The 21,631-nt window shown below is 54.8% G+C and carries 17 protein-coding genes; 8 read left to right on the top strand and 9 right to left on the bottom strand.

Annotation, left to right across the window (positions count from 1 at the left end; genetic code table 11):
• Positions 1-128: 128 nt before the first annotated feature.
• From C1N58_RS08515 to C1N58_RS08530, 4 genes are all read right to left on the bottom strand, one after another.
• Positions 129-827, bottom strand: coding sequence for a hypothetical protein (locus C1N58_RS08515; protein ID WP_110267549.1), 699 nt, complete (start codon positions 825-827; stop codon positions 129-131).
• 422 nt (positions 828-1,249) lie between these two features.
• On the bottom strand, positions 1,250-2,905 hold the full coding sequence (locus tag C1N58_RS08520; RefSeq protein WP_394564795.1) for a methyl-accepting chemotaxis protein: 1,656 nt from the start codon (positions 2,903-2,905) through the stop codon (positions 1,250-1,252).
• A 1,260-nt stretch (positions 2,906-4,165) separates the two neighbouring features.
• Positions 4,166-5,710: a methyl-accepting chemotaxis protein gene (locus C1N58_RS08525; protein WP_394564796.1), complete on the bottom strand. Its 1,545-nt coding sequence runs from the start codon at positions 5,708-5,710 to the stop codon at positions 4,166-4,168.
• A gap of 584 nt (positions 5,711-6,294) precedes the next feature.
• On the bottom strand, positions 6,295-7,725 hold the full coding sequence (locus tag C1N58_RS08530; RefSeq protein ID WP_394564878.1) for a purine-cytosine permease family protein: 1,431 nt from the start codon (positions 7,723-7,725) through the stop codon (positions 6,295-6,297).
• A 286-nt stretch (positions 7,726-8,011) separates the two neighbouring features.
• Between C1N58_RS08530 and C1N58_RS08535 the strand changes: the two genes are divergently transcribed.
• Positions 8,012-9,556, top strand: coding sequence for a methyl-accepting chemotaxis protein (locus tag C1N58_RS08535; RefSeq protein ID WP_033741269.1), 1,545 nt, complete (start codon positions 8,012-8,014; stop codon positions 9,554-9,556).
• A 317-nt stretch (positions 9,557-9,873) separates the two neighbouring features.
• Here the strand turns inward: C1N58_RS08535 and C1N58_RS08540 are convergent, their stop codons facing one another.
• The 3 genes from C1N58_RS08540 to C1N58_RS08550 all read right to left on the bottom strand — a co-directional run bounded on the left by C1N58_RS08540 (position 9,874) and on the right by C1N58_RS08550 (position 12,928).
• Entirely contained in the window at positions 9,874-10,941 is a 1,068-nt protein-coding gene (locus C1N58_RS08540) for a mechanosensitive ion channel family protein (RefSeq protein ID WP_033741268.1), read from the bottom strand.
• Between the two features lie 511 nt (positions 10,942-11,452).
• Positions 11,453-12,076: a protein phosphatase CheZ gene (locus C1N58_RS08545; RefSeq protein ID WP_039340497.1), complete on the bottom strand. Its 624-nt coding sequence runs from the start codon at positions 12,074-12,076 to the stop codon at positions 11,453-11,455.
• 177 nt (positions 12,077-12,253) lie between these two features.
• On the bottom strand, positions 12,254-12,928 hold the full coding sequence (locus C1N58_RS08550; RefSeq protein WP_253274972.1) for a hypothetical protein: 675 nt from the start codon (positions 12,926-12,928) through the stop codon (positions 12,254-12,256).
• 287 nt (positions 12,929-13,215) lie between these two features.
• Here C1N58_RS08550 and C1N58_RS08555 point away from each other — a divergent pair, with 287 nt between their 5' ends.
• Positions 13,216-13,347: a hypothetical protein gene (locus tag C1N58_RS08555; RefSeq protein ID WP_394549496.1), complete on the top strand. Its 132-nt coding sequence runs from the start codon at positions 13,216-13,218 to the stop codon at positions 13,345-13,347.
• 118 nt (positions 13,348-13,465) lie between these two features.
• Positions 13,466-14,152, top strand: a complete 687-nt coding sequence (locus C1N58_RS08560) for an RluA family pseudouridine synthase (RefSeq protein ID WP_394564797.1) — start codon at positions 13,466-13,468, stop codon at positions 14,150-14,152.
• Between the two features lie 75 nt (positions 14,153-14,227).
• Here C1N58_RS08560 and C1N58_RS08565 read toward each other — a convergent pair whose 3' ends face one another.
• Positions 14,228-14,767, bottom strand: a complete 540-nt coding sequence (locus C1N58_RS08565; RefSeq protein ID WP_039340501.1) for a DUF2058 domain-containing protein — start codon at positions 14,765-14,767, stop codon at positions 14,228-14,230.
• Positions 14,768-14,992: 225 nt separating this feature from the next.
• Complete coding sequence (locus tag C1N58_RS08570; protein ID WP_033741260.1) at positions 14,993-15,475, bottom strand: cold-shock protein; 483 nt, start codon at positions 15,473-15,475, stop codon at positions 14,993-14,995.
• Positions 15,476-15,742: 267 nt separating this feature from the next.
• Between C1N58_RS08570 and C1N58_RS08575 the strand changes: the two genes are divergently transcribed.
• The 5 genes from C1N58_RS08575 to C1N58_RS08595 all read left to right on the top strand — a co-directional run bounded on the left by C1N58_RS08575 (position 15,743) and on the right by C1N58_RS08595 (position 21,514).
• Entirely contained in the window at positions 15,743-16,408 is a 666-nt protein-coding gene (locus C1N58_RS08575) for a haloacid dehalogenase type II (RefSeq protein ID WP_039340502.1), read from the top strand.
• Between the two features lie 24 nt (positions 16,409-16,432).
• Positions 16,433-17,482 carry a phosphotransferase gene (locus C1N58_RS08580; protein ID WP_394549499.1) on the top strand — a complete coding sequence of 350 codons (1,050 nt, stop codon included), beginning with the start codon at positions 16,433-16,435 and terminating at the stop codon, positions 17,480-17,482.
• Between the two features lie 14 nt (positions 17,483-17,496).
• Entirely contained in the window at positions 17,497-18,858 is a 1,362-nt protein-coding gene (locus C1N58_RS08585; protein WP_054687794.1) for an aspartate aminotransferase family protein, read from the top strand.
• A 15-nt stretch (positions 18,859-18,873) separates the two neighbouring features.
• Positions 18,874-19,377: an Lrp/AsnC family transcriptional regulator gene (locus C1N58_RS08590; RefSeq protein ID WP_033741252.1), complete on the top strand. Its 504-nt coding sequence runs from the start codon at positions 18,874-18,876 to the stop codon at positions 19,375-19,377.
• A gap of 484 nt (positions 19,378-19,861) precedes the next feature.
• Complete coding sequence (locus C1N58_RS08595; protein WP_394564798.1) at positions 19,862-21,514, top strand: methyl-accepting chemotaxis protein; 1,653 nt, start codon at positions 19,862-19,864, stop codon at positions 21,512-21,514.
• Positions 21,515-21,631 lie beyond the last annotated feature (117 nt).

Consider the following 21,631-nt stretch of genomic DNA (forward strand, 5'->3'; position numbering starts at 1 on the left):
ACAGCGCTACAGGCTGGCTGTTTCACCACGTGCTTGTGTTTTCAGACCGGAATAACGGACCCTGTTTAGCATAATATGGCACCCCTCAGGCTGGTGATAACAAGGCGCTAAGCGCGCCCCGAATACCCTTATTGCGGTAGTGCATGTGCAAAGAATTTAACCCCATCAGGCCAGGCGCCCCGGTGGCCTGAAAAGGCGGCAGCGGCGTGACCGATCGTCATATTTCGGCTGCCTGCCTGGGTGATATCCGGGCCGTCTGCGCGTAATCTTGCCAGCGAGATGCGTGACGGCCTGACAACAGCGATATGACCCGGTCTGTGCTGATCCGGGCTTTCATAGGCGACCACCACCAGCATGCCTTTATTCGCCAGCTGCTGAGCGTGCCACGCATCGCTGACCCTGATCCAGCCTGACTGACGCCCTTCACTACTGTCAAACCAGCGCGTTTGTGCGCTCGCCAGGAAAATCTGGCTGTGCTGAGGCGGCCTGAGCATATAGACGCCCAGGCGTGCGCCTACCGCCGCCGCAAACGCGCTGCAGTGCGTATGATTACCGGGACCAGAATAGGTATCCGGTCTGTCAGGCTTGCCCGTTTCCCAGTTGACGTGATGATGATTCAGCCATAAATGCTCCACGTCCGCATGGTCAAGCACGGCAAGAATCTTTTGCGCGTTGGGCGTGAGCGCGCCGCAACAGGGCGCATCCTGCGGCGGCACGGACTGGACGTTGCCAGCCGGAACCGGGCTGGCGACAGCCGACAGGGACGGGAAGAGAAAAGCCGCACTCGCAAAGACGGCCAACGCATATCTGCTCAGTGATGGTTTCATAGTGACCTGACTGTATAGAATTAAGGTTCGGCATTGAAGGGGCTCCTTGAGGAAGCGCGCGCACCCCTTCGTCCGCCATTCCGTGCGGTGAAGCGCCGGAACCCATCGCGCCTGCCTGCACCTTTATTTTACGCCTCTGCCACATCTTCAGGGTTGGGTTTCTGCATGACGAATTGAGCTCTGCCTCCCGGGTATCCCGCCTGAAGCGGCGAACAGCCTGCATGTTTCTGTCATCGCACACCCGGTCGTGGCGTGCCTCGGTGACGTGACACGTCAGGCGGATTTCAACTTACTCCGGTAGGGATTTTTTGCAAGGATCACGTTCTGTAAGAACCGCAAGGTCACCACGGAGAATCTGTGGTGACCCCTGCCCGTTCAGAGCCTGCGCCCGTTTTCAGCAGCACAGGCGTTTGTGTTGATTTTCAAAAACTCTGCCAGTTGGTCTCCGCTGCAGCGGGAACAATATTGCTGACAGGGCGCGTCATGGCGGGCGGAGCTATCGCGCTTTTCACTTCCTTAAACGCGTCAGGTCCTGCACGCTGGATAACAAACGTGGCAACCAGGCGGTTTAATGCTGAGGCCTGTTCCATTAATGAACGCGACGCAGAGGATGCTTCTTCCACCAGGGCCGCATTTTGCTGCGTCACATCATCCATTTGATTGACGGCCAGATGGACCTGGCTAATTCCCTGAGACTGTTCCTGGGCGGCGACAGAGATTTCATCGACCAAATCGGTAACCTGCCGGACGGCATCGTTCATTTTGTGCATATTTGTACCCACCCCTTCAGCCTGTACCGCACCGGCTTCCACAAAGCCCATTGACGATTCAATCAGCGCATTAATCTCGCGGGCTGATGATGACGAACGCTGCGCCAGGTTGCGCACCTCGCCAGCCACGACCGCAAAACCACGGCCCTGCTCGCCTGCCCGTGCGGCTTCGACCGCCGCATTCAGGGCAAGGATATTGGTCTGAAAGGCAATCCCCTCAATGAGAGAAATAATGTCGGTAATTTTGGCCGAGCTTTCGCGTATATCGCCCATCGTCGTCAGCATTGTTTTCACCCGATCTGCGCTGTCTTCTGAAATCTCGCGCGCATTTTTCGCTAACTGGCTGGCCAGTCGGGTATTTTCTGCCGTCTGACGCACCGTTTCACTCAGCTCTGACATACTGGCAGCCGTTTGCTCAAGTGATGCCGCCTGCTCTTCAGTCCTTGCCGATAAATCCTCGTTACCCGCTGACATTTGCGATGACGCTGTACTGACAGACTGCGCGGCACTTTCCACAGCGTTCAGTGACAGCGACACAGTCTGAATCAGATGATTAAACGCTTTTGCCGTCAGGCCGATTTCATCAGAGCGTGTGTCATCTGCTTTGAGAGTGAGATCGAGGTTTTCGCTGGCCTGCTCCATCGTCAGGCGCATGGCATTCAGCTGGCGGCGAATGGCTAAAATTGTCTTAACGGTAAAAAACCCCAGCAGCAAAATAGCGGCGGCTGAGCCGGTGATCAGGGTTAACAGCGTATGGTGATAGGTTCTGTCGTTTTCTCTGCTGAGCGCATTGGCGAGATCGGTATTGAGCTGAAGTTGCTGCTGATAATTCGCAATGAGCTGTCGGGCTTCGGCACCAATCCCTGTTGTCCCCTGCAACATTCCCAGAGACACAGCATCATTCTGAGCACGTGAGGCGGCCAGAAAGGCCGGCAGGTCGCGTTCTATTTTATTAATCATCGTAAACGCCTTTTCCGTCATTTGCCTGTCTTGCTCGTTGGACGTGTCCTCTGCAAGGTAGTGCTGATTAAGCGCACGAATATGTTTGATTGTGTCGTTGACTTCTTTTTCGATGACAGCCTGCCTGGCCAGGTCAGTCACGCTCTGATGATGATAAAGGGCGATGATGACGGCATTACTGCCTTCAATCATCTTTGAAATACCGGTGATTGACGGGACCGTATTTTCATTAACGTATTTGAAGCGGGTCTGAAATCCTTGCGACACGCTGACAGATACGCCAACCATAGCGACCAGCGCTGCGGAAAGCAGCGAAAACGTGAACAAAAGACGCTGAGTTATAGTCATTGTTTTTACCTGGTAAAAGAGAAAAGAAATACGTCTGATATGACTCAGAAAAAAGGCGACATACAGACAGTCAAATAAAATATCGGCGCCATAAAAAAATAATCAAACTGAGTTGCCGCTCTGTTTATACGCCATTTATACATGCCTCTCTCCTGAAAAAACAACTCACTGAAAGGCCTCAGTTATTTTTGCAACGCTGTTTTCTAAAAATTTAATGTCGCGCATTTAAAACGTAATAACACCCCTTTTTCTGTGCCTTACGTTAAGCACCCTCCTTTATCTTTCACTTTTCCTGTTAAAAGGGGAAAGCCATCAAGAAAATTTAAACAGTATTTTAAATGACATATTTAAATATTTTTTCTATACGCGGGAGCGCTGTTTTGTAAGGGAGAAAAATCCTGCATCGCGTCCTCACACTGCTGAGCGGCGTCCTGCTGCTTTCTGATGCGACAGCCAGCCTCACTACACGAAAACGCCATAAAAATACTGTTAAAACAAAAAATTATGGCAAAATCGCGTGGCGACACGTGCCATTAAACCGTTACCCTGTCATTTTCAATACGGGAACATTTCACGTCATCAGCCACGCTGAATGCCTGTACAGTGATGAACCGGCAACGCATAAAACCCTATTTTTAATTTATCCTTAAGCGATAACTCATTACTTATAGCCATAAAAAAAGCCCGGCATGCCGGGCTAACACCAATCAATAAACTGCCACCTTTAGGCCGACACTGTATAGCGCAGCGCAGGAAGTGTAGTTGAGCGCCGCATTATTACTGTAGGGAATACCATAAGAGATGTAATCAGATGTTATTTTTTCGCAAAACTCAATTAAGCGCCGCACTATTTTAATAGCCTTATATCATTTTTCTCTTTTCTGCAATGCTGTGTCATTGCAGCCATATAAACGCTTTGCTGCTGTCTGCTTTTTTAAACGGCATCGTGAACATGAGGTTATTTTTTTACGACGCAGGCGCGGGACATATTTACGTTAACAGAAAAGTGTCTCACAGTCGGCTTTCGCCATCAGCCGGTCAGCGCGCATCAGAAAGCCCTGACAGGGGCTGCGCCTCACCGGGCGTTGATTTTCGCAGCCAGGCGCATCCTGTTAGTCACCCGTGTCATGCTGATAATGACTCGCTGTCAGCTGAGACAGTGAGAATATCCCCCCTCAACATTCATGACGTTGCGTCAGATAACAGGGTTCATCCGGTTACTGCACCGCCCGCCCGGATAGCCCGGCGGGCGGTGATCTGTCAGACCTGAAATGCCTCCACCATGTTACGCAGCGCATGCGCCTGTTCTGACAACGAATGGGAGGCAGAGGATGACTCCTCGACCAGGGCTGCATTGTTCTGCGTTACGCCATCCATCTGGCTCACCGCGATGCTGACCTGCGAAATGCCCTGCATTTGCTCAGAGGAAGCCAGAGAAATATTATCCATAGCCTCAGCCAGCTCGTTTACCCTCCCCACAATGTTGACAATGCTCTGTCCGGTCGTAGACGCCACCGTGGTGCCGTTTTCTACCTGACCTACCGCCTCTTCAATCAGCAGTTTGATATCGCGCGCAGCCGTAGCGCTGCGCTGCGCAAGCGTTCTGACTTCACCGGCCACTACCGCAAAGCCTCGGCCCTCTTCGCCTGCGCGTGCCGCTTCAACCGCAGCATTGAGCGCCAGAATATTGGTCTGGAAAGCAATGCCTTCAATGACGGTCGTAATATCACGCACTTTCGTTGCGCTCATGGATATGTCCTGCATGGTATCGACCATCCGCTGCACATCCTCTTCGCCGCTTCGGGCAAGACGGGCGGTTTCGCGGGCAGATTCGGCGGTCTGCCGTGCGCCGCTGGTATTGCTTTTCACCGTGGCCGTCAGCTGCTCCATGCTGGCGGCCGTTTCCTGTAAAGCTGCCGCCTGCTGTTCGGTGCGGGAAGAAAGCTCGGCATTCCCCTTGGAAATTTCATCGGCGGCTAACGCGACAGCGTTCGACGTATCCCGGATATTCGCGACCATGTTGCGCAGGTTGGCCTGCATGACATGAAGGGAGGCCAGCAGGCTGGTCGTGTCGTTACGACGAAGTGTGACAGGTGACGTTAAATTTCCGGACGCAATCGATGCTGCCAGCACCTGTGCCTGCGCCGGTTCGCCGCCCAGCTGGCGCATCAGCGTACGGATAATGATAACGCAGGCCATCACAGCAACAACCAGAGACAAAAAGACCATTATCGCCATCAGACTGGCCGTACGTGACGCTGACTCTCTGGCATCAGAAACCGTTTTTTGACTCACCTCCATCTGAATTTCAGAAAGCCGATCCAGTGCATCCAGCATTTTCCGCTGTACCGGCCGTACCGTTTTCAGCAGGTAATCAATCGTGGCCGCCTGGTCGCTTTGCATCGCCTTCTGGCCTGCCATGGTGATCAGGTTCAGCGCCTGGTCATCTTTAGCGAGCAGGTTCTCCAGGGCATTTTTTCCTTCGGCTGATACATTCTGTGACATGCTGCTCACCAGTTTTTCGCGTTTCGCCAGGTAGTTCGCTTTCTGGTTTTGCACCCGCTCCCACTCGGTTTGCTTCTCTTTTGCATCGGTCAGTAAGGCAATATTTCTTACCGCAACGGACATATCCCGGGCAGCACTGCGCATATCCTGGATCAGATTGTACCGATACATTTTATTGTTGACGGCATTATCCATGTCGTCCCGTGCCTGCCAGAGTGCGTGAAACGCAATGCCTGTGCAGAGCACAAAAAGCAGGATGAGCAGACTGAAGCCTGCAGCGAGACGTGTGGCAATTTTCATGGTGTTTTCCCCGATAATGTTGCTACTGCTGTGTGTAGTCCGACTTTGCTGAATACATTTGCCGGAAAGATCTCTGCAAATGAAAATGTGTGTTTCCTTCACCTGTCAGTAACGGCTGACAGGGAAATCTATATAGATGACAAAATGAAATTCGGGTGGGACAAAGGGGACAGAAAGCAAAGCCAATACGGCAAAGTCGCGCATAGCGCGGCTGGGAGGGCGAAAACTTACTTTACAGAATATTGTTAGTAAACATGTCACGATAAAACGCGGCGTATCAGACATCTCCCGTGACAGGGGGCTCATGCTGTTCGTATGCGATCTCCCGCTTCTGTGAACAGCATTGTGTTACGTTGACGGCAACGCCCGCAGGCAGGCGTAACCGCATGAATCCTGTACGGGCGGAGGCGGTTCTGTGCCCGGTTTGCGATGAACATCGATACGGTCAGGACGATTCATCGGGTCCCTTTCGGAAATGCCTGTGACGCGATGTTGTCCATTGTTCAGACGGGGAAGATGCCGTAAACCGCTTTTCCATTCCCCCGTTAAGCCGTCTTACCTGCCGCCAGAAAACATGGCAACGGCTATTCTGCCAGGGAGACTGAATGGACGGGGGTGCCCCGGCGATCCCAGCGGCGGGCCATCCACCACAGCAGTGCCGTGATGCACCAGCCAATACACCACGACACATCGTTACCGGCAAACAGCCAGGTGAGTGAACCATGATGAAGTGGATTGTCGATAAACGGCAGTTGTACCAGCACACCCAGGACATAAACGGTAATCCCCACCCTGTTCCAGCGGCCATAACGTCCGTCTGGCTGTGACAGCGCAGGAATATCCACTTTGCCCTGGGTGATCACATAGAAATCGATCAGGCTAATCGCGCTCCATGGCACGAAAAACGCCAGTAAAAACAGCAGAAAATGGGTGAACGTTTTCAGAAAAGCGGGTTCACTCAGCAATCCAATCACACAGGCCACACTGACCATCAGGACCACAAACATAATGCGTGCACCCCGACCCATTGCGGATTGCCGGCGGAAACCCGAGACAATAGTGGTCAGTGCCATAAAACTGCCGTAAGCGTTCAGGGTGGTGAACGTGATTTTGCCGAAGCAGATAGCGAAATAGATCACCATCGCCATCGTGGGCGTACTACCCAGGCTGACAATATAGCCAACCTCGTTGCCCGCAAACGCCTTTCCGGCCAGCGCCGCGACAATCACACCCAGCGTCATGGACGCCTGCGTCCCCGTTACGGTGCCGAAAAACACTGACCAGAACAACGTTTTCGCGGAGACATTCGCAGGCAAATAGCGCGAATAGTCGGAGACATAAGGACAAAATGCGATCTGCCATGAGGAGGAGAGCGATACCGCCAACAGGAAATGAGCCAGCGTGAAGTGCTGATTCTGCCAGACAGGCGTTAAGTCATGCGTCACCACCAATGTGATAAACAGATAAGCAAAAGCCAGTACACCAATAAGGCTGGCCAGTTTGCCAAGCTGATGGATCACCCGGTACCCCAGCACCGCAATGACGATGATTATCGCGCTAAACAGGCTCATACCCGTCGCATTGCTGACATGCACCAGCTTAGCCAGCGCCTGACCGGCCAGCACGGTACCGCTGGCCGAAAAACCGACGTACATCATGCATACCAGCAGCAGCGGAATGACCGCCCCATAGACGCCGAACTGCATGCGGCTGGTGATCATTTGCGGTAAACCCAGGCGTGGCCCCTGAACCGCATGTAATGACATGATGCCTGCGCCCAGGATCTGTCCGACCAGTAATCCCACCAGTGACCAGATCACATCGCTCCCCAACACCACCGCCAGCGCACCCGTAACTATCGCGGTGATTTGCAGATTTCCGCCAAACCACAGTGTGAACTGGCTAAAAGGATGACCATGTCGCTCCCGCAGTGGGATGTAATCAATGGAACGGCTTTCAGAGAGGCGCGGTTTCTCAACGCCTGAATAACCTGCTGCAGATGTTTTGGCCGGCATCATTTCCTCACTGGGCAGTGTATGGGGTGCGTTGCTGTTTACGTCCGGCGGACGCCAACGCAGGGTGACAGCACATGTATAGACAGGCAAGGATAGTGTCATGCTCACGCTAAAGTGACAAGGCCATGCGTCATTGGAAAATGTGATGAGGTCCGTTCGGCAAAATGTGCGCACGAAAAAGCAAAACTGCCTAGTTCTGATACGATTTAAACGTAGCCGTAAAAAGTAATGTCTTTTTTGCTACGAACGTAAACACAGCAAAATTAACCTACATAATGAGACAATAATGAAAATATCCACACGCCTTATTGCAGGTTTTGGCCTGCTTATTCTTTTGTTCATCCTGTGCACCGGGATTGCCCAACAGGCCCTGCATCATGCCCGTGAAGGCATGGACGATACCGTCAACATCAAGATGAAAAAGTATCAGTTAGCGCAATCCATGTACGGTGAAGTCAGAGATATGGGCATTGCCGTCAGGAATATCGCGCTGCTCAGCGACACCCAGGCGATGCAGCCTGAAGTCACGCGGATTCAGAAACAGAAAGCGCTCTTTATTGCTAACCGTCAGGCGCTCGGCGCTATCCTGGCAACCGACTCTACGCCGGCGGGTCGTGAGGCTTTCAAAAGAATTACCGACAGCGAAGGACCAACGTTTGCCGCCCTGGATCAGGCAACCAGGCTCGGGCTGGCCAATCTTGATAAAGAAACCACGGACTATCTGTTAAAGGACGTGCGCCCTGTTCAGACTAAATTACTGAATGCTCTGCGCGATATGACAGAGATTCAGGAGAAAAACAGCCAGGCTGCTGTGCAACAAAACAGCCATTCTACTGCCCGCGCCTCGCTGATTCTGATGCTACTGGCCACCGCTTCTGTGATTGTCGCGGTCGGTGCCTGTGCGGTCACTATCAGCGTGCTGATGCGCCAGCTGGGCGGTGAACCGGCACAGGCGCAGGCGCTGGCCGCCTCCATCGCAGCCGGCGATCTGACCGCCACCGTGTCGCTGCGCCGCAAGGACACCACCAGCCTGCTGGCCTCCCTTGACGTCATGCAAGCCAGGCTCCGTGCACTGGTTTCCCAGATTAAAGAGGCTTCGGCCTCCGTTGCGCTGGCTGCCGATGAAATCGCGCAGGGCAACACCGAACTGTCCTCACGTACCGAACAGCAGGCGGCGGCTTTGCAGGAAACGGCCGCCAGCATGGAGCAGCTGACGGCCACGGTGAAAAGCAATACGGCCGGTGCACAGCAGACGGCGGATTCGGCACGTGAAACCGCACAGCTTGCCCGCACAGGCGAATCTGACGTGCAGCGCATGACGCACACCATGCATGACATTTCGGTCAGCGCCACTAAAGTGCGCGACATCACCGCCGTGATCGAAAGCATTGCCTTTCAGACCAATATCCTGGCCCTGAACGCGGCTGTTGAGGCGGCCCGTGCCGGCGAGGAAGGACGCGGTTTCGCCGTGGTCGCGGGCGAAGTGCGCACGCTGGCCCAGCGCAGCGCTACAGCAGCACGTGACATTAAAACGCTGATAGAACAGGCCGTTGAACAGGTGGAAAGCGGCGTGACGGTTGCCTCCTCAACCGGGCAGAGCATCCTGAAAATCGTTGGAATGGTCGGCGAACTGGCTGACGCCATGGATAATATCTCTCTGGCCTCCTCCGAGCAGATGCAGGGCATTTCGCAGGTCAGTATCGCGGTGAGCCAGATGGATGGCGTGACGCAGAACAATGCCGCCTTGGTTGAAGAATCGTCTTCGGCGTCACGCTCACTGTCAGAACAGGCGCATGCGCTGCGCGGCATGGTCGCGGCATTCCAGGTGTAAAAAAGGCGGCAACCGCCGCCAGTGAGCAATAAATTCGGCAAAAACCTCCAGGAACAGGTGGGCGTCGTCATGACAAAGCCTGTCCCTGGCGGACAGTCGACAGCGGCAGTTATCTTGCTCGATCATGCTGTCCGCCAGGAACGCCACCGCCCCGCACGCAGCGGTGTCGCTGACCGTCCCTGAGACCGGCGTGTCAATGCAGTCCAGACGTCGCGCCCGCCTGTGGCTTAACGCCACACTTTCCTTGCCCCACGCCCGTTTGCCCCACACGGGTGAGCCAGCCTCCTGCCTCAATACAGACGTGAGAACCCCTGGCGTCAGCGCGAGTCCGTCTCAGTCAGCGTTGCCCTGACATGCGGCAGGCTCTGCGGGTAGTTCTGCTGAATAAATTCGATCATTTTTTCCCGCACGTAGCAGCGCAAATCCCAGGCGGTGGGCGAATTTTGTGCCGTCATTAATAATCTGATTGTCATGGTTTTTTCAGAGGTGTCGGTGACCTGAAGCACCTGGGTTTGCTGATCCCAGAGTTTGGTTTCACTGAGCACTTTCTCGAAATGCTGACGCAGCGGCTCAAGCGGCAGGGAGTAATCCACATACAGAAACACCGAGCCCAGGATTTGCGCGTTGTTGCGCGTCCAGTTCTGGAAGGCGTTTTCCGTGAAATAGGTAATCGGCAGCACCAGCCGACGGAGATCCCAGATACGCACGACCACATACGTCAGATTGATCTCCTCTATCCAGCCCCACTCTTTTTCCACCACAACAGCGTCATCAATTTTGATTGGCTGGGTAAAGGCAATCTGAATACCGGCAAACAGGTTAACCAGCGACTTTTGCAGCGCAAAACCGATGATGATGCCTGCGACGCCCGCACCGGCCAGGATGGTCGTGCCGAATTTACGCACGCCGGGAAAGCTGAGCAAGATCATCGACAGACTCAGCGAGACCAGGATCACGATGGCCACTTTTTTCACATAAATTAACTGCGTGCGAATCTTACGGGCACGCAGATTGTTCGACAGATTGATATCGTAGCGAATGAAAAGCATATCCTGCGCCACATTGGTCAACCGAATCAAAATGGAACAAATCGATAAAATGATAAAGATATTGGCGGTGGAGGTGATAAACGCCACGGTTTCAGGACGCAGATCGATGTAGTTAATGCCGATATTGATCAACACCAAGGGGATAAACAGAAACAGCGAACCGCGCAGGTGCTTTTCCAGTGATTTGAACAGTTTTCGGTCCCGGTTCTGCCAGAAGCGGATGAACCTGAGAAAAATAAACCGGGCCAGAAAGCCCACGATAAATGAAAGCGTGACGAGCAATACAGCAGGTATCCATGTTGGCGCACCCGATAACTCCCCAATAAGTAATGGCATCATTTCCCCTTATAGTCCGTCAGCAACCTGAGTTGTCGGATAAGTCACTAAAATCAGTAACCGTTGTGTTCCCGGTTATCTACGAATGAAGTCATTGCGCACATTAGTTTATGAAATTTTTTAACAATTGACTGACCTGTCGGCAAAAAAGCCCTGCCAGCATGCATATGGCCCGAGACAGCCAAATGCAATTAACTGTTATTTATAGCATTTTTATTCTTTCGCGAAGCAGCGGATCGCCGTTCTGTGTGGGGATGTTTATGTCAGCGCAAGCCCTGACAGCCGACGGCCAGGCAGGCATACGCGACTGCCGCCGTTGACAGTACCGCGCCAGGATGCGCGGTGCGGCTGGCAAAACGGGAGAAGAAATCTGTCCCGCTATGCCGTCGGTGTTGCGAAAAAGGCGCCGGTGGGCGGTATCGCTGAGAGGTCGCCCCCCTGCCTGACGAATGGCGCAGGCAACCCTTTAGTATGCCGGAAGAGATCGGTCTTAAAGAGAGCGAGTCCAGCCTTAGAGTCCCAGGCTGGCGAGCAAATCGTCCACGTCATCCTGCGAGGCTGACGGGCTCTCTGATGGCTGTGCAGCAGCCGGTGGACTGGCCACTTTGGCCACAGGCTGTGCGGGCACGTTATCCCTCAGCACCTGAACCAGGTGGACTTCCAGCTCGTTCAGCATTTTCGTCATGCGCTGGATAATCTGGCCCGTCAGGTCCTGGAAACCCTGAGCCATCATCACCGCCTGAAGTTGCTGACGGGTGAAACCGGTTAACTGCGGCACTGTGCCAAGCCATGTGCGCGTTTCTTCCGCCAGCGCCCGTGCCGCGCCCTCGTTTTCCGGTGTGATAGCCGTGCTGTTCCAGCGCGCCAGCAGACTTTCCGCCGTATCCTGTAGCGTTGTCTGCGCAGGCTGTGTCAGCTCCACGCAGCCCAGTACCTCACTGGCCGCATTTTCGGTCATAGTCACCACATAGCCCAGACGCGCGCGGGCATCCGGGATCCCGCCCGCGACCTCTGACAGAATTTGATCGTAGCCCAGTTCACGTAGGCTGTTACGTAAATTACGCAGCATAAAACCTGCACGAATGATCAGTGTGCGCGTATCATCCGCAGATAAAGACAGTTTAAGTTCAGACATCGAAACGCCCTCCGTTCAGAGTTGTGATTAGATTATCGGCAGGCGCGGCCTGAAAATTAATTGCTGTGGTCATTATCTTTATGGCGCAGCGGATAAAGGACGTTGGGAGACGGATTTACAGCGGAGACTAAGGCGCTTGTTGCACGGCCTGCCGGTTAAAACAGGCCGTACTGCTCACTATTTTTTCAGTAAGCGTGGCAGTTGATTATCCAGCTCCAGCAGGCAGGCATCCATCATCTTTTGCGTCACCTGCGTGACTTTGGCGTAATGGTTGGCCGTCCAGTCATTCAGCGGTGCGGTGACATGCGCGGGTTCACATTCCGAAACCACATAGGGACTCAGGATCGTGCCGCCTTCCGGACGTTTATAAAACAGGACCCGATACGTTAAATCGTAGTTACTGTTGCCGGACGACATATCGGTGTACACCAGCGACCATTTTGAGGCAGCAATGAACAAGGGTTGTGTGTAAGCATAACCCCCGCCATTTTTATTCAGCCATTGCTGGATTTTGACGTCGGCTTTGGGCGTGAAATACGCGGCGGTAGGTTCCGGCATGCTGTCAATATCACTGCCCTTGTAGTTATTCTTATCAAATGAACCCGTGCTGATGCCGCCCCCCAGCACGGCACTCAGTACCGCTATTCCCATTCCTGTCCCGGCTCGGGCCGGCGTGACCTGGCGCAGTTTAACATCCGCGTAGGTATTATTATTCATATCGGTAGGTGCGAAAATCGTGTTGACGGTTAGTGAACTGCCGTTCTCCGCCTTGATCAAATGCGTATTTTTATTCTCCGCACATCCCGTCAGAAAGAGTAAAGCCAGCGTGCCCGTAACGATAATTTTGTTCATCATGAATGCCATTCCCTTTATTCAGTCGCCCTAAATCGTTATTTTTTATGCAGTTATAATGATCACACTGCATTTATCTATAACGGGTATTCATGAAAAACCTTTAGGTATTTTTTATTAACCTTTTTTGACGCCCCGTAACCGGCTGTGTCGCTGCCAGCGCCAGGGAAAGACGGAAAGATAATGCAGCCTGTTGTGGCGCGGGCCCGGTTAGCTGGCAGGATGCGCCTGGTCTGTCGCGCCCTGTCGTGATGTCTGTTCCCGCCTGCAACAAGGCGGTGAACAGCGTGTCACGCCCGGAGCTTACTGGCGCGGTGCCCGCAACCGTGCTGATCTGGTCAGATCCCCGCAGTGAACCGATGACGTCCGGCCTGCCGGTAAGCACGCCAGCGATCACCGCGCTGGCTATCAGCCGTTAGCCGCTGTGACCGGCATTAACTAACGCAGCGTGCGCGGGCTTATCCTGCGCCTGGCGTGATTCGCCTGCGGGCGGAAAATGGGTTACTATCCGCGCCCGCTTCCCTTTGAGGCTGCCTGATGTCTGCCCTGTTCGACGATTTTATTGCGCCGCCCTGCCATGAGGCGATCGCGATCCTCTATGAGGACGCGCACCTGCTGCTGATTAACAAACCCAGCGGGCTGCTGAGCCTGTCCGGCAGGCACCCGAAAAATCAGGACTCGGTCCATTTCCGGCTGGCAGCGCGCTTTCCCGGTTGTACCCTGGTTCACCGGCTGGATTTCGGCACCTCCGGGCTGATGGTCATTGCCCGTAATAAGGCGATCAATGCCGCCCTGTGCGCGCAGTTCAGTCAGCGAAGCGTCAGCAAAGTTTACACCGCGCTACTTTGCGGCCACGTTGAACACGATGAGGGAAGAGTGGATGCGCCGATTGCGAAGCAGTTTCCGTTGATGGCGATTTGCGCACGCACCGGCAAACCAGCGCGCTCGCGCTATCAGGTGTTGGCGCGTTTTACGTATGTCCCAGATGACGGGCCGTCTCTGCCGGTCACGCGGGTGCAGTTACGTCCTGAAACCGGTCGCACTCACCAGCTGCGTATTCACTGTCAGCACCTGGGGCACCCTATTTTAGGCTGTGAGTGGTATGGCGGTCTGCCGCCGCACAGCGCACGGGCACCCAGACTGATGCTGCATGCCAGCGAGCTGCATTTTAACCATCCTGTCAGCGGAGACGCGATTCAGGCCCGTCATGACAGTCCGTTTTAGGGGTAAAACGCCATGCGGTTATTCTGCGCCCCGCGACCAGGCGGAGGCGGTCTGAAGCGGCTGATGTCGCGTGGATTACCACATCAAATCGTCTGGCACTTTGAAATCGGCATAAGGATCGTCCTCTTCCTGCGCGTCCTGACTGAGTGCGCTGTTTAAGACAATGCTGTCGGGATCGCGCTGCGCGATCTTATCCGCGACGCTGGCCGGAATAATCGCGTAGTGCGGCTCGTCGCTGTTTTCTGCCATCAGACGGGCAATGGCCAGGCGACCGTTAATCAGTTGGGTCTGCACAGGTTTATCGACCATGATTTTTTTAATCAGGTTGTTATCCGTGAAGTTAAAACCGATCTCACCTTTTGCCACGACGATTCTGTTCATTTCAATTAACTGCTTCACCTGCGCTTTATACTCTTTCGCCAGCACCGCTTGTTTATGCTGTTCGCTGAGCTGCCTGTCCCGCTCGATCTGCGCTTTTTTGTTTTCTTCTACGGCTTCTCGCGCTTCGCGCGCCTGCACGCGTGATTTTTTCGCGGTTCTCTGGACCTTGTCCATTTTTTTACTGGTTACCAGTCCCGCTTTTAATAACTGCTCCTGAAGAGTGAGTTTTGTCATGGTCGTCTCTGCATCGGTGAAATTAGGGTGTAGAAGTGAGCCTGAGGCGTTACCGCCCCGCCTTTTTGCGTCGGCAGACAGGCGGAAAGCGCGAGGTCAGGTACGGATCTGCGGCGCGTGGCAGGTGCGTCATAACGGCGCTGCTGGCGGCGCATGACCTCGCTCCATGAACATCGCCTTGTCGGCCAGGCCGTCGTCCCCGCGGGCCAGCGGCGTTATCGGGCATCAGACTTTGAGCATTTTGACGGTAGCGTCAATATCAATCTCATCTTCCGTGAAGATTAAGGTTGCGCCCTGAAAGGTCGTGATCGCCAGTTTTTTCAGGGTGCGCATCGCTTTCGTCTTTTGCGCTGATTTGGGTCGGATATTATTCATCAGTATTCCCACCGACAGCACCGTGTTTTCTTTATCAATCCCTGCATCTGCCGGAACGTCTTCACTGAAAACAACGTAAGATTTAATCGCGGTAAGTTTGATGCGCTCACCCGCAATATAAATGTATTTACTCTCCGGCAGGACTTTCACCGCAAACGCTGACAGCCCTTTATTATTCGTCGTAGGTTCGAACGTGACCGAGGCATCTTTTTTAATCAGGTCAGGATTGGCAACTTTGATGACATGAAAATAACGGTTATCGCCGTTTTCATCTTTAATAAAACCAAAGCCTTTATCCTGAAACCAGGTAGTAATTGTACCGTTCATCGCCATTGTCGCCTGTTTAATCGTTTATCACCTTAATTTTTGCAGCGCGCAGTGTAAAACACAATGCCCGTACGCACTACGTTTTTGGGCATCATTACGTCCGGTCCCGCCGTTTCAGCCTGCCCCGTCAGTGAGGATCTTCCACACCACCCGGCCCGATGCCGTAAAGCGGCCGCAATTGAGCAAAAACCCCTTCTTTGTCGCGGTAATAAGAAATTATGTGTTTGTGTCGCGCGATATACTTCTTTCATCCACATGAAAGAGGTTAAGCAAATGATTTTCAGGCCAAAATTTATCAGCTTTGATTGCTATGGCACGCTAATCAATTTCGAAATGGGCCCAACGGCAAAGGGCATTTATGCCGATCGGGTCAGCGAAGCGCACATGGCGACTTTCCTGGCGCATTTTCGTTTCTACCGGCTTGATGAGGTGCTGGGTGCCTGGAAACCATTTTACCAGGTGATTGAAAATGCGCTTCAGCGCGCCTGTCATGCCCATGGCGTCGTCTATCAGGAAAGCGATGCGCAGACGCTTTATGCTGCCGTGGCCAGCTGGCAACCTCATCCGCATGTGGTTGAGACGCTGACGACGATAGCACAGCATATTCCGTTAGTGATTTTATCCAATTCCATGATCGACCTGATCCCGCACAGCGTTACCCGTCTCGGCGCGCCCTTTCATGCGGTGTACACCGCCGAAGAAGCCCAGGCCTACAAGCCGCGTGCCCGGATCTTTGAGTATATGTTCGACCAACTGGGCTGCGGCCCCGAACAGATGATGCACTGTTCATCCAGTTTTCGTTATGACCTGATGACAGCGTGCGATCTGGGCTTTATGGCCAGGGCGTTTATCGATCGCGGTCATGAGCCGGCCATTGACGGTTACGGTGTGAACCGCCTGACCGACTTCCGCCAGCTTCCCGGCCTGCTGGGCCTGTAATCTCTTCAACGGCAGGGAAACATCATGTCTGAAACTGAGACACATCAGGCTGTCGCCCTGAATACCGCCGCGCCTGCGCTGTCGTTATCTGCCGTACAGGCGTTAGTGGCAGAGCGGTACGGTATGACGGATACCGTTGTGCAGCCGCTGGCAAGCGAACGCGACCAGAACTGCTGCATTGAAACCCGGACCGGTACGCGTTTTGTCCTGAAAATCAGTAATCCCGCCGAAGCGAAGGCGATTGTCGATTTCCAGATCGCCGCGCTTGAGCATATCGCCGAGGTAGCACCGGATCTGCCCACACCGCGCGTCGTGCGCACATCAGCGGGTAAGAAATGTGACGCTGTCACGTTACCAGCAGGGAGCACCACGCTGGTTCGTATGCTGAGCTGGCTGGAGGGCACTCAGGTCAGGGATACCCAACCTACCCCCGCACAGCGTCGGGCCATGGCGTGCTGTCTGGGCCGGCTGGATTTGGCGTTGCAGGGTTTTTCACATCCGGCCGCCCGCCACGATCTGCTGTGGAATGTTTCCGCCGCGCATCGCCTGATGGACAAACTGGAGGCAGTCATCGATCCGGCACGGCGTCGCCTCGCAGAAAAATTTATGATGCGCTTCACCACCCAGGTATTGCCGCGTCTTGGCTCGCTGCGGGCGCAGGTGATCCATAACGATTATCACCTGTATAACGTGCTGGTTGCGCCAGATGAACAGGAGCGTCTCACTGGCATCATTGACTTTGGCGACATGATCTATGCACCGCTGGTAGGCGAAGTGGCCACTGCCGCGGCCTTTCAGATGACCGGCTGTGACGATCCCTTCGCAGGGGCTGCGCAGTTCGTCGGTGCCTACCACAAAACCCTGCCGCTCACCGATCTGGAACAGGCTCTTGTCACCGACCTGATGGCGACGCGTCATCTGATTACTGTTCTGATTACCGAATGGCGCGCGGCCCGCTATCCACATAACCGCGCTTACATCATGCGTCACAATCCTGCCGCCTGGGAGGCGCTGTCGATGCTGGCAGACCTGTCCCGCGACACGGCACGTGATCGCCTGCTGGCCGAACTCTGATACGGGAGACTTTCATGAAAAGCACCACCGACCTGAATATGGTTAATGCCTATATCCCCGGGCAGGCCGATGTTGACCCGGTGACCGCGGCGATGATTGACCGCCGCGATGCGTTGCTGGGCCCGGCCTATCGCCTGATGTATGAACATCCTCTGCACATCGTGCGCGGTGAGGGTGCCTGGCTGTTCGATCCCGAAGGGCGCCGCTATCTGGATGTGTATAACAACGTGACATCGCTGGGGCACTGCCATCCGGCGGTGACGGACGCCATCTGCAATCAGGTCAAAACGCTGGCCACCAACACGCGCTATTTGCATGACACGATTCTGACCCTGGCTGAGCGCCTGCTGGCGACGGTACCTGAAACCCACCTGGCTCACCTGATGCTGACCTGCACGGGCAGTGAAGCCAACGATCTGGCCTTTCGTATTGCCAAAATCCGGACCGGTGGCACCGGAATTATTGTGACCGAAACCGCCTATCATGGCATTACGGACGCCGTCTCACAGTTCTCACCCTCGCTGGGCAAAAGCGTCGATCTGGGGCCGCATGTTCGGCTGGTCCCTGCCCCGCGCGCCTATCACGCCGACGGTGTCGATCTGAGCGAACGTTTTACCCAGGATGTGGAAATGGCCATTGCCGATCTGCAACGTCACGGCATTCAGCCTGCTGCGTTGATCGTGGATTCACTCTTTACCAGCGACGGGATCCTGCCCGGCCCGACCGGCTTCCTGCACGGCGCGGTGAACGCCATCCGGCAGGCTGGCGGCCTGTTTATCGCCGATGAAGTCCAGCCCGGCTTTGGCCGCACGGGCGAAAACATGTGGGGTTTTCAACGTCACGGACTCAGACCGGATATCGTGACGCTGGGCAAACCCATGGGCAACGGTCAGCCTGTTGCCGGTTTACTGGCCACAGCCGACGTGCTGGCGGAGTTTGGGCAGCGCTCCCGCTACTTCAATACCTTTGCCGGTAATACTGTTTCCTGCGCGGCGGCCCTGGCGGTGCTGGATACCATTGAGCGAGAGGGACTGATTGCGCATGCGCGTGAAACCGGGAACAGGCTGCTGGAAGGCATTCGCGGCCTGAGCCACCGGCACGAAGCCATCGGCGATGTCCGGGGGGCGGGCCTGTTTGTCGGCGTGGAACTGGTTTCTGATCGGCAGAGCCGCGCAGCCGACCGCTGGCTGACCAGTCAGGTGGTGAACCGGATGCGGCAAAAAGGCGTATTGCTGAGTGCCTGCGCCATGGGCCATAACGTATTGAAGATCCGTCCTCCTCTGGTGTTGACGGCCGAACAGGCGGAAATAATAATCGACGTGCTCGACCAGGCGTTGACGGACGCCACCGCAGCACGCATGGGCCATTCAACCTGAGAGAATACGCCATCTATGTCACATGCCAGGCTCCCTGACCGCACCGATATCCGGATACTTGAGCATCTGCAACGCGAGGGGCGCTGTTCGATTGTCGAACTGGCTGAGGCAATAAACCTCAGCCCCAGTCCCTGTCTGGCGCGAACCCGCCGTCTGGAGCAGAGCGGCATTATCGCCGGTTATGCCGCCCGGATTTCACTGAATAAACTGGGCTGCAATCTGGTGGTGTTCTCCGAGATCACCCTGGCGAGTCATTACCCTGCTGATTTCCTGCGGTTTGAAACCGGTGCCCGTCAGTATCGGGAGATTGTCGAGTGCTACAACATCAGCGGCGGCTACGATTATCTGTTGAAAATCATCGCCCCCAACCTTTACCGGTTTCAGGATTTAATGGCGCGGCTGCTGGACGACGAAATCGGCATTGCCAAATTCGCCAGCCGCGTGGTGCTCAGGCACCCCTGGCCGTGGCGAGAAGAACCGTTGAGCGAAATTGCCAACGGAAACTGCAGCTGGGAATAGGCAAGTAACGGGCCTGTGCACGGGCGTTACCTGAGACATCAACCGTTGAACCGCCTTTCCGTCTGTTTCGTTGCGGTGTGGGTCCGCGCCCTGTCCGGCCGTTTTGCGCCCGCTACCGCTGCTGTCTGGCGGCCATATCGACACAGACACGTTTTTTCCTCACCCGACGGGTTACGTCCTTTCTGAACCTGGCAGTTTACGCCTGTCACGGCTTTTAGCGGTCTCGTTCTGACGATGCGCCGCACGAGGCCATAAGACCGCCACTCAGCCGTGCTTTATTTAACAAATTATTTACTTGAGTAAATGTTACTCAAAGTGAATATTTCACCTAAAGCCTTTGCCGAATAATGCCGATACCACGACTGGCGATAGTTAACCTTACAAAATTTTATACCGATCACCTTCCGACCTTTACGTAAAACATTTTCGCATCAGCTCGCCCATCGGGCTCGTTCATGCCGGGGCCTGACACTATGGAATGCATATGAACAACATCAGAATTGGAATACGGCTTGGGGCCGCCTTCGGCTTTATGGCGCTGCTGGTTATTTTTATGGTCCTGATCGGCGTGATAAAAATTAACTCACTCGGCAACGCCAATGATGAGATCTCGGGCGCGCTCTACAGCAAATCCTCCTCGTCTGCTGCGTTGCGCTATTACACCTCTGATATGAGCCGTCTGGCACGAAATGCCATTCTTCTTAAAGACGTGACGAAAAGAGAGAAAGCCATAAGTGATTACCGTGGGGAACGTCATGAAGTGGATACGCTGATCGCGCAGATGGGCAAACAGGTCAGCACGTCTCAGGGCAAAGCGATTTTTGACCAACTGAACGCCCGCTCAGCCCTGTTCCTGCCTTTTATCGATGAGGTTGTCGCGCTGGCTCAGCAGGGAAAAAGTGATGAGGCGACGCAGCTGCTTTTTGGCCCCCGTTACCAGACGCAGGGTGACTTCATGGCGTCGCTGAAAGAGATGCAGACGTTTCAGGAAGCGCGCATGAAATACGCGGCCGACAAATCGGGGGAAGATCGCGCCGATGCGCTGATGATACTCATTATTGCCGGGATTGTTGCGCTGCTGTTGGCCGCCATATCCGCCGCGATTATCACCCGCAGTATTACACGTCCACTGAAAGAAGCGGTTGAGGCCGCCTATCGCGTGTCCCACGGCGATCTGAGTGGTGTCGTCGTAACCACGGGTAAAGATGAAACGGGCAAACTGTTGTCCGCCATCCGCGAAATGCAGGATTCGCTAATCAATACGGTCAGCCTGGTCAGGAAAAACGCGGAGAGTGTTGCCTCGGCCAGCACACAGATTGCTCAGGGTAATGCAGAGCTTTCACAACGTACCGAAGAACAGGCCAGCTCGCTGGAACAGACCGCCGCAACGATGACGCAGTTGGGTATGACGGTCAAAAATAACGTCGACAATGCCCGTCAGGCGGGGCAACTGGCGGTCAGTGTGCGTGAAGTGGCCAATAAAGGCAGTGACGCGACAGAGGCGATCACCGGCACCATGAAATCCATCAGCGACAGCTCCGGCCGTATCGCTGAAATCACCGCCGTTATCGACGGGATCGCTTTCCAGACCAATATCCTTGCGCTTAACGCCGCGGTGGAAGCCGCCCGTGCAGGCGAGCACGGCAAAGGCTTTGCGGTCGTCGCCAGTGAAGTGCGATCGCTGGCACAGCGCAGCGCCACCGCAGCCGGTGAAATTCGCCAGCTGATCGCGGCAAACGCCCAAAGCGTAGGCCAGGGAAATGAACTGGTCGTTCACGCGTCTGAAACCATGTCAGGCATTCTGTCTGCTGTGGGCAAACTGACAGATACGGTAGAAGAGATTACCACTGCCAGTGCCGAACAGGCGCGTGGCATTGAGCAAGTGGGCACCGCCGTGACAGAAATGGACAGCACCACACAGCAGAATGCGTCACTGGTGGAAGAATCCGCGTCTGCCGCATCCAGTCTGAAAGAACAGGCCGACATGCTGTTACAGGCCGTTTCCGTGTTCAGCCTGGGTTCTCCGGCGACCACGGTGGCGACGGCCGGTGTCGCGCCCACGGCCATGTCTCCACGCCAGACGAAGGCGGTTACCACGAAGGCGGACAATGCCGACGACGGCTGGACGAGCTTTTAATAACCTTACCGCGTCGGGTACCGGCGCGGCGGTTTCAAAGACAGAGCCCGGCGGCCGTGCGGGCTTATTCCCCCTGCGCCCGAGCCCTCATCGTTGATGCCCGCGCCTGAGATGACG

The sequence above is a fragment of the Pantoea sp. SGAir0180 genome (assembly GCF_043546245.1).

Bases quoted from the DNA above. Each gene is read 5' to 3' on its own strand.
- C1N58_RS08525 (WP_394564796.1), bottom strand. From the start codon at position 5,710: ATGAAAATTGCCACACGTCTCGCTGCAGGCTTCAGTCTGCTCATCCTG.
- C1N58_RS08560 (WP_394564797.1), top strand. From the start codon at position 13,466: ATGTCTGCCCTGTTCGACGATTTTATTGCGCCGCCCTGCCATGAGGCG.
- C1N58_RS08550 (WP_253274972.1), bottom strand. From the start codon at position 12,928: ATGAACAAAATTATCGTTACGGGCACGCTGGCTTTACTCTTTCTGACG.
- C1N58_RS08540 (WP_033741268.1), bottom strand. From the start codon at position 10,941: ATGCCATTACTTATTGGGGAGTTATCGGGTGCGCCAACATGGATACCT.
- C1N58_RS08590 (WP_033741252.1), top strand. From the start codon at position 18,874: ATGTCACATGCCAGGCTCCCTGACCGCACCGATATCCGGATACTTGAG.
- C1N58_RS08515 (WP_110267549.1), bottom strand. From the start codon at position 827: ATGAAACCATCACTGAGCAGATATGCGTTGGCCGTCTTTGCGAGTGCG.
- C1N58_RS08575 (WP_039340502.1), top strand. From the start codon at position 15,743: ATGATTTTCAGGCCAAAATTTATCAGCTTTGATTGCTATGGCACGCTA.
- C1N58_RS08545 (WP_039340497.1), bottom strand. From the start codon at position 12,076: ATGTCTGAACTTAAACTGTCTTTATCTGCGGATGATACGCGCACACTG.
- C1N58_RS08530 (WP_394564878.1), bottom strand. From the start codon at position 7,725: ATGCCGGCCAAAACATCTGCAGCAGGTTATTCAGGCGTTGAGAAACCG.
- C1N58_RS08580 (WP_394549499.1), top strand. From the start codon at position 16,433: ATGTCTGAAACTGAGACACATCAGGCTGTCGCCCTGAATACCGCCGCG.
- C1N58_RS08520 (WP_394564795.1), bottom strand. From the start codon at position 2,905: ATGACTATAACTCAGCGTCTTTTGTTCACGTTTTCGCTGCTTTCCGCA.
- C1N58_RS08535 (WP_033741269.1), top strand. From the start codon at position 8,012: ATGAAAATATCCACACGCCTTATTGCAGGTTTTGGCCTGCTTATTCTT.
- C1N58_RS08565 (WP_039340501.1), bottom strand. From the start codon at position 14,767: ATGACAAAACTCACTCTTCAGGAGCAGTTATTAAAAGCGGGACTGGTA.
- C1N58_RS08585 (WP_054687794.1), top strand. From the start codon at position 17,497: ATGAAAAGCACCACCGACCTGAATATGGTTAATGCCTATATCCCCGGG.
- C1N58_RS08595 (WP_394564798.1), top strand. From the start codon at position 19,862: ATGAACAACATCAGAATTGGAATACGGCTTGGGGCCGCCTTCGGCTTT.
- C1N58_RS08570 (WP_033741260.1), bottom strand. From the start codon at position 15,475: ATGGCGATGAACGGTACAATTACTACCTGGTTTCAGGATAAAGGCTTT.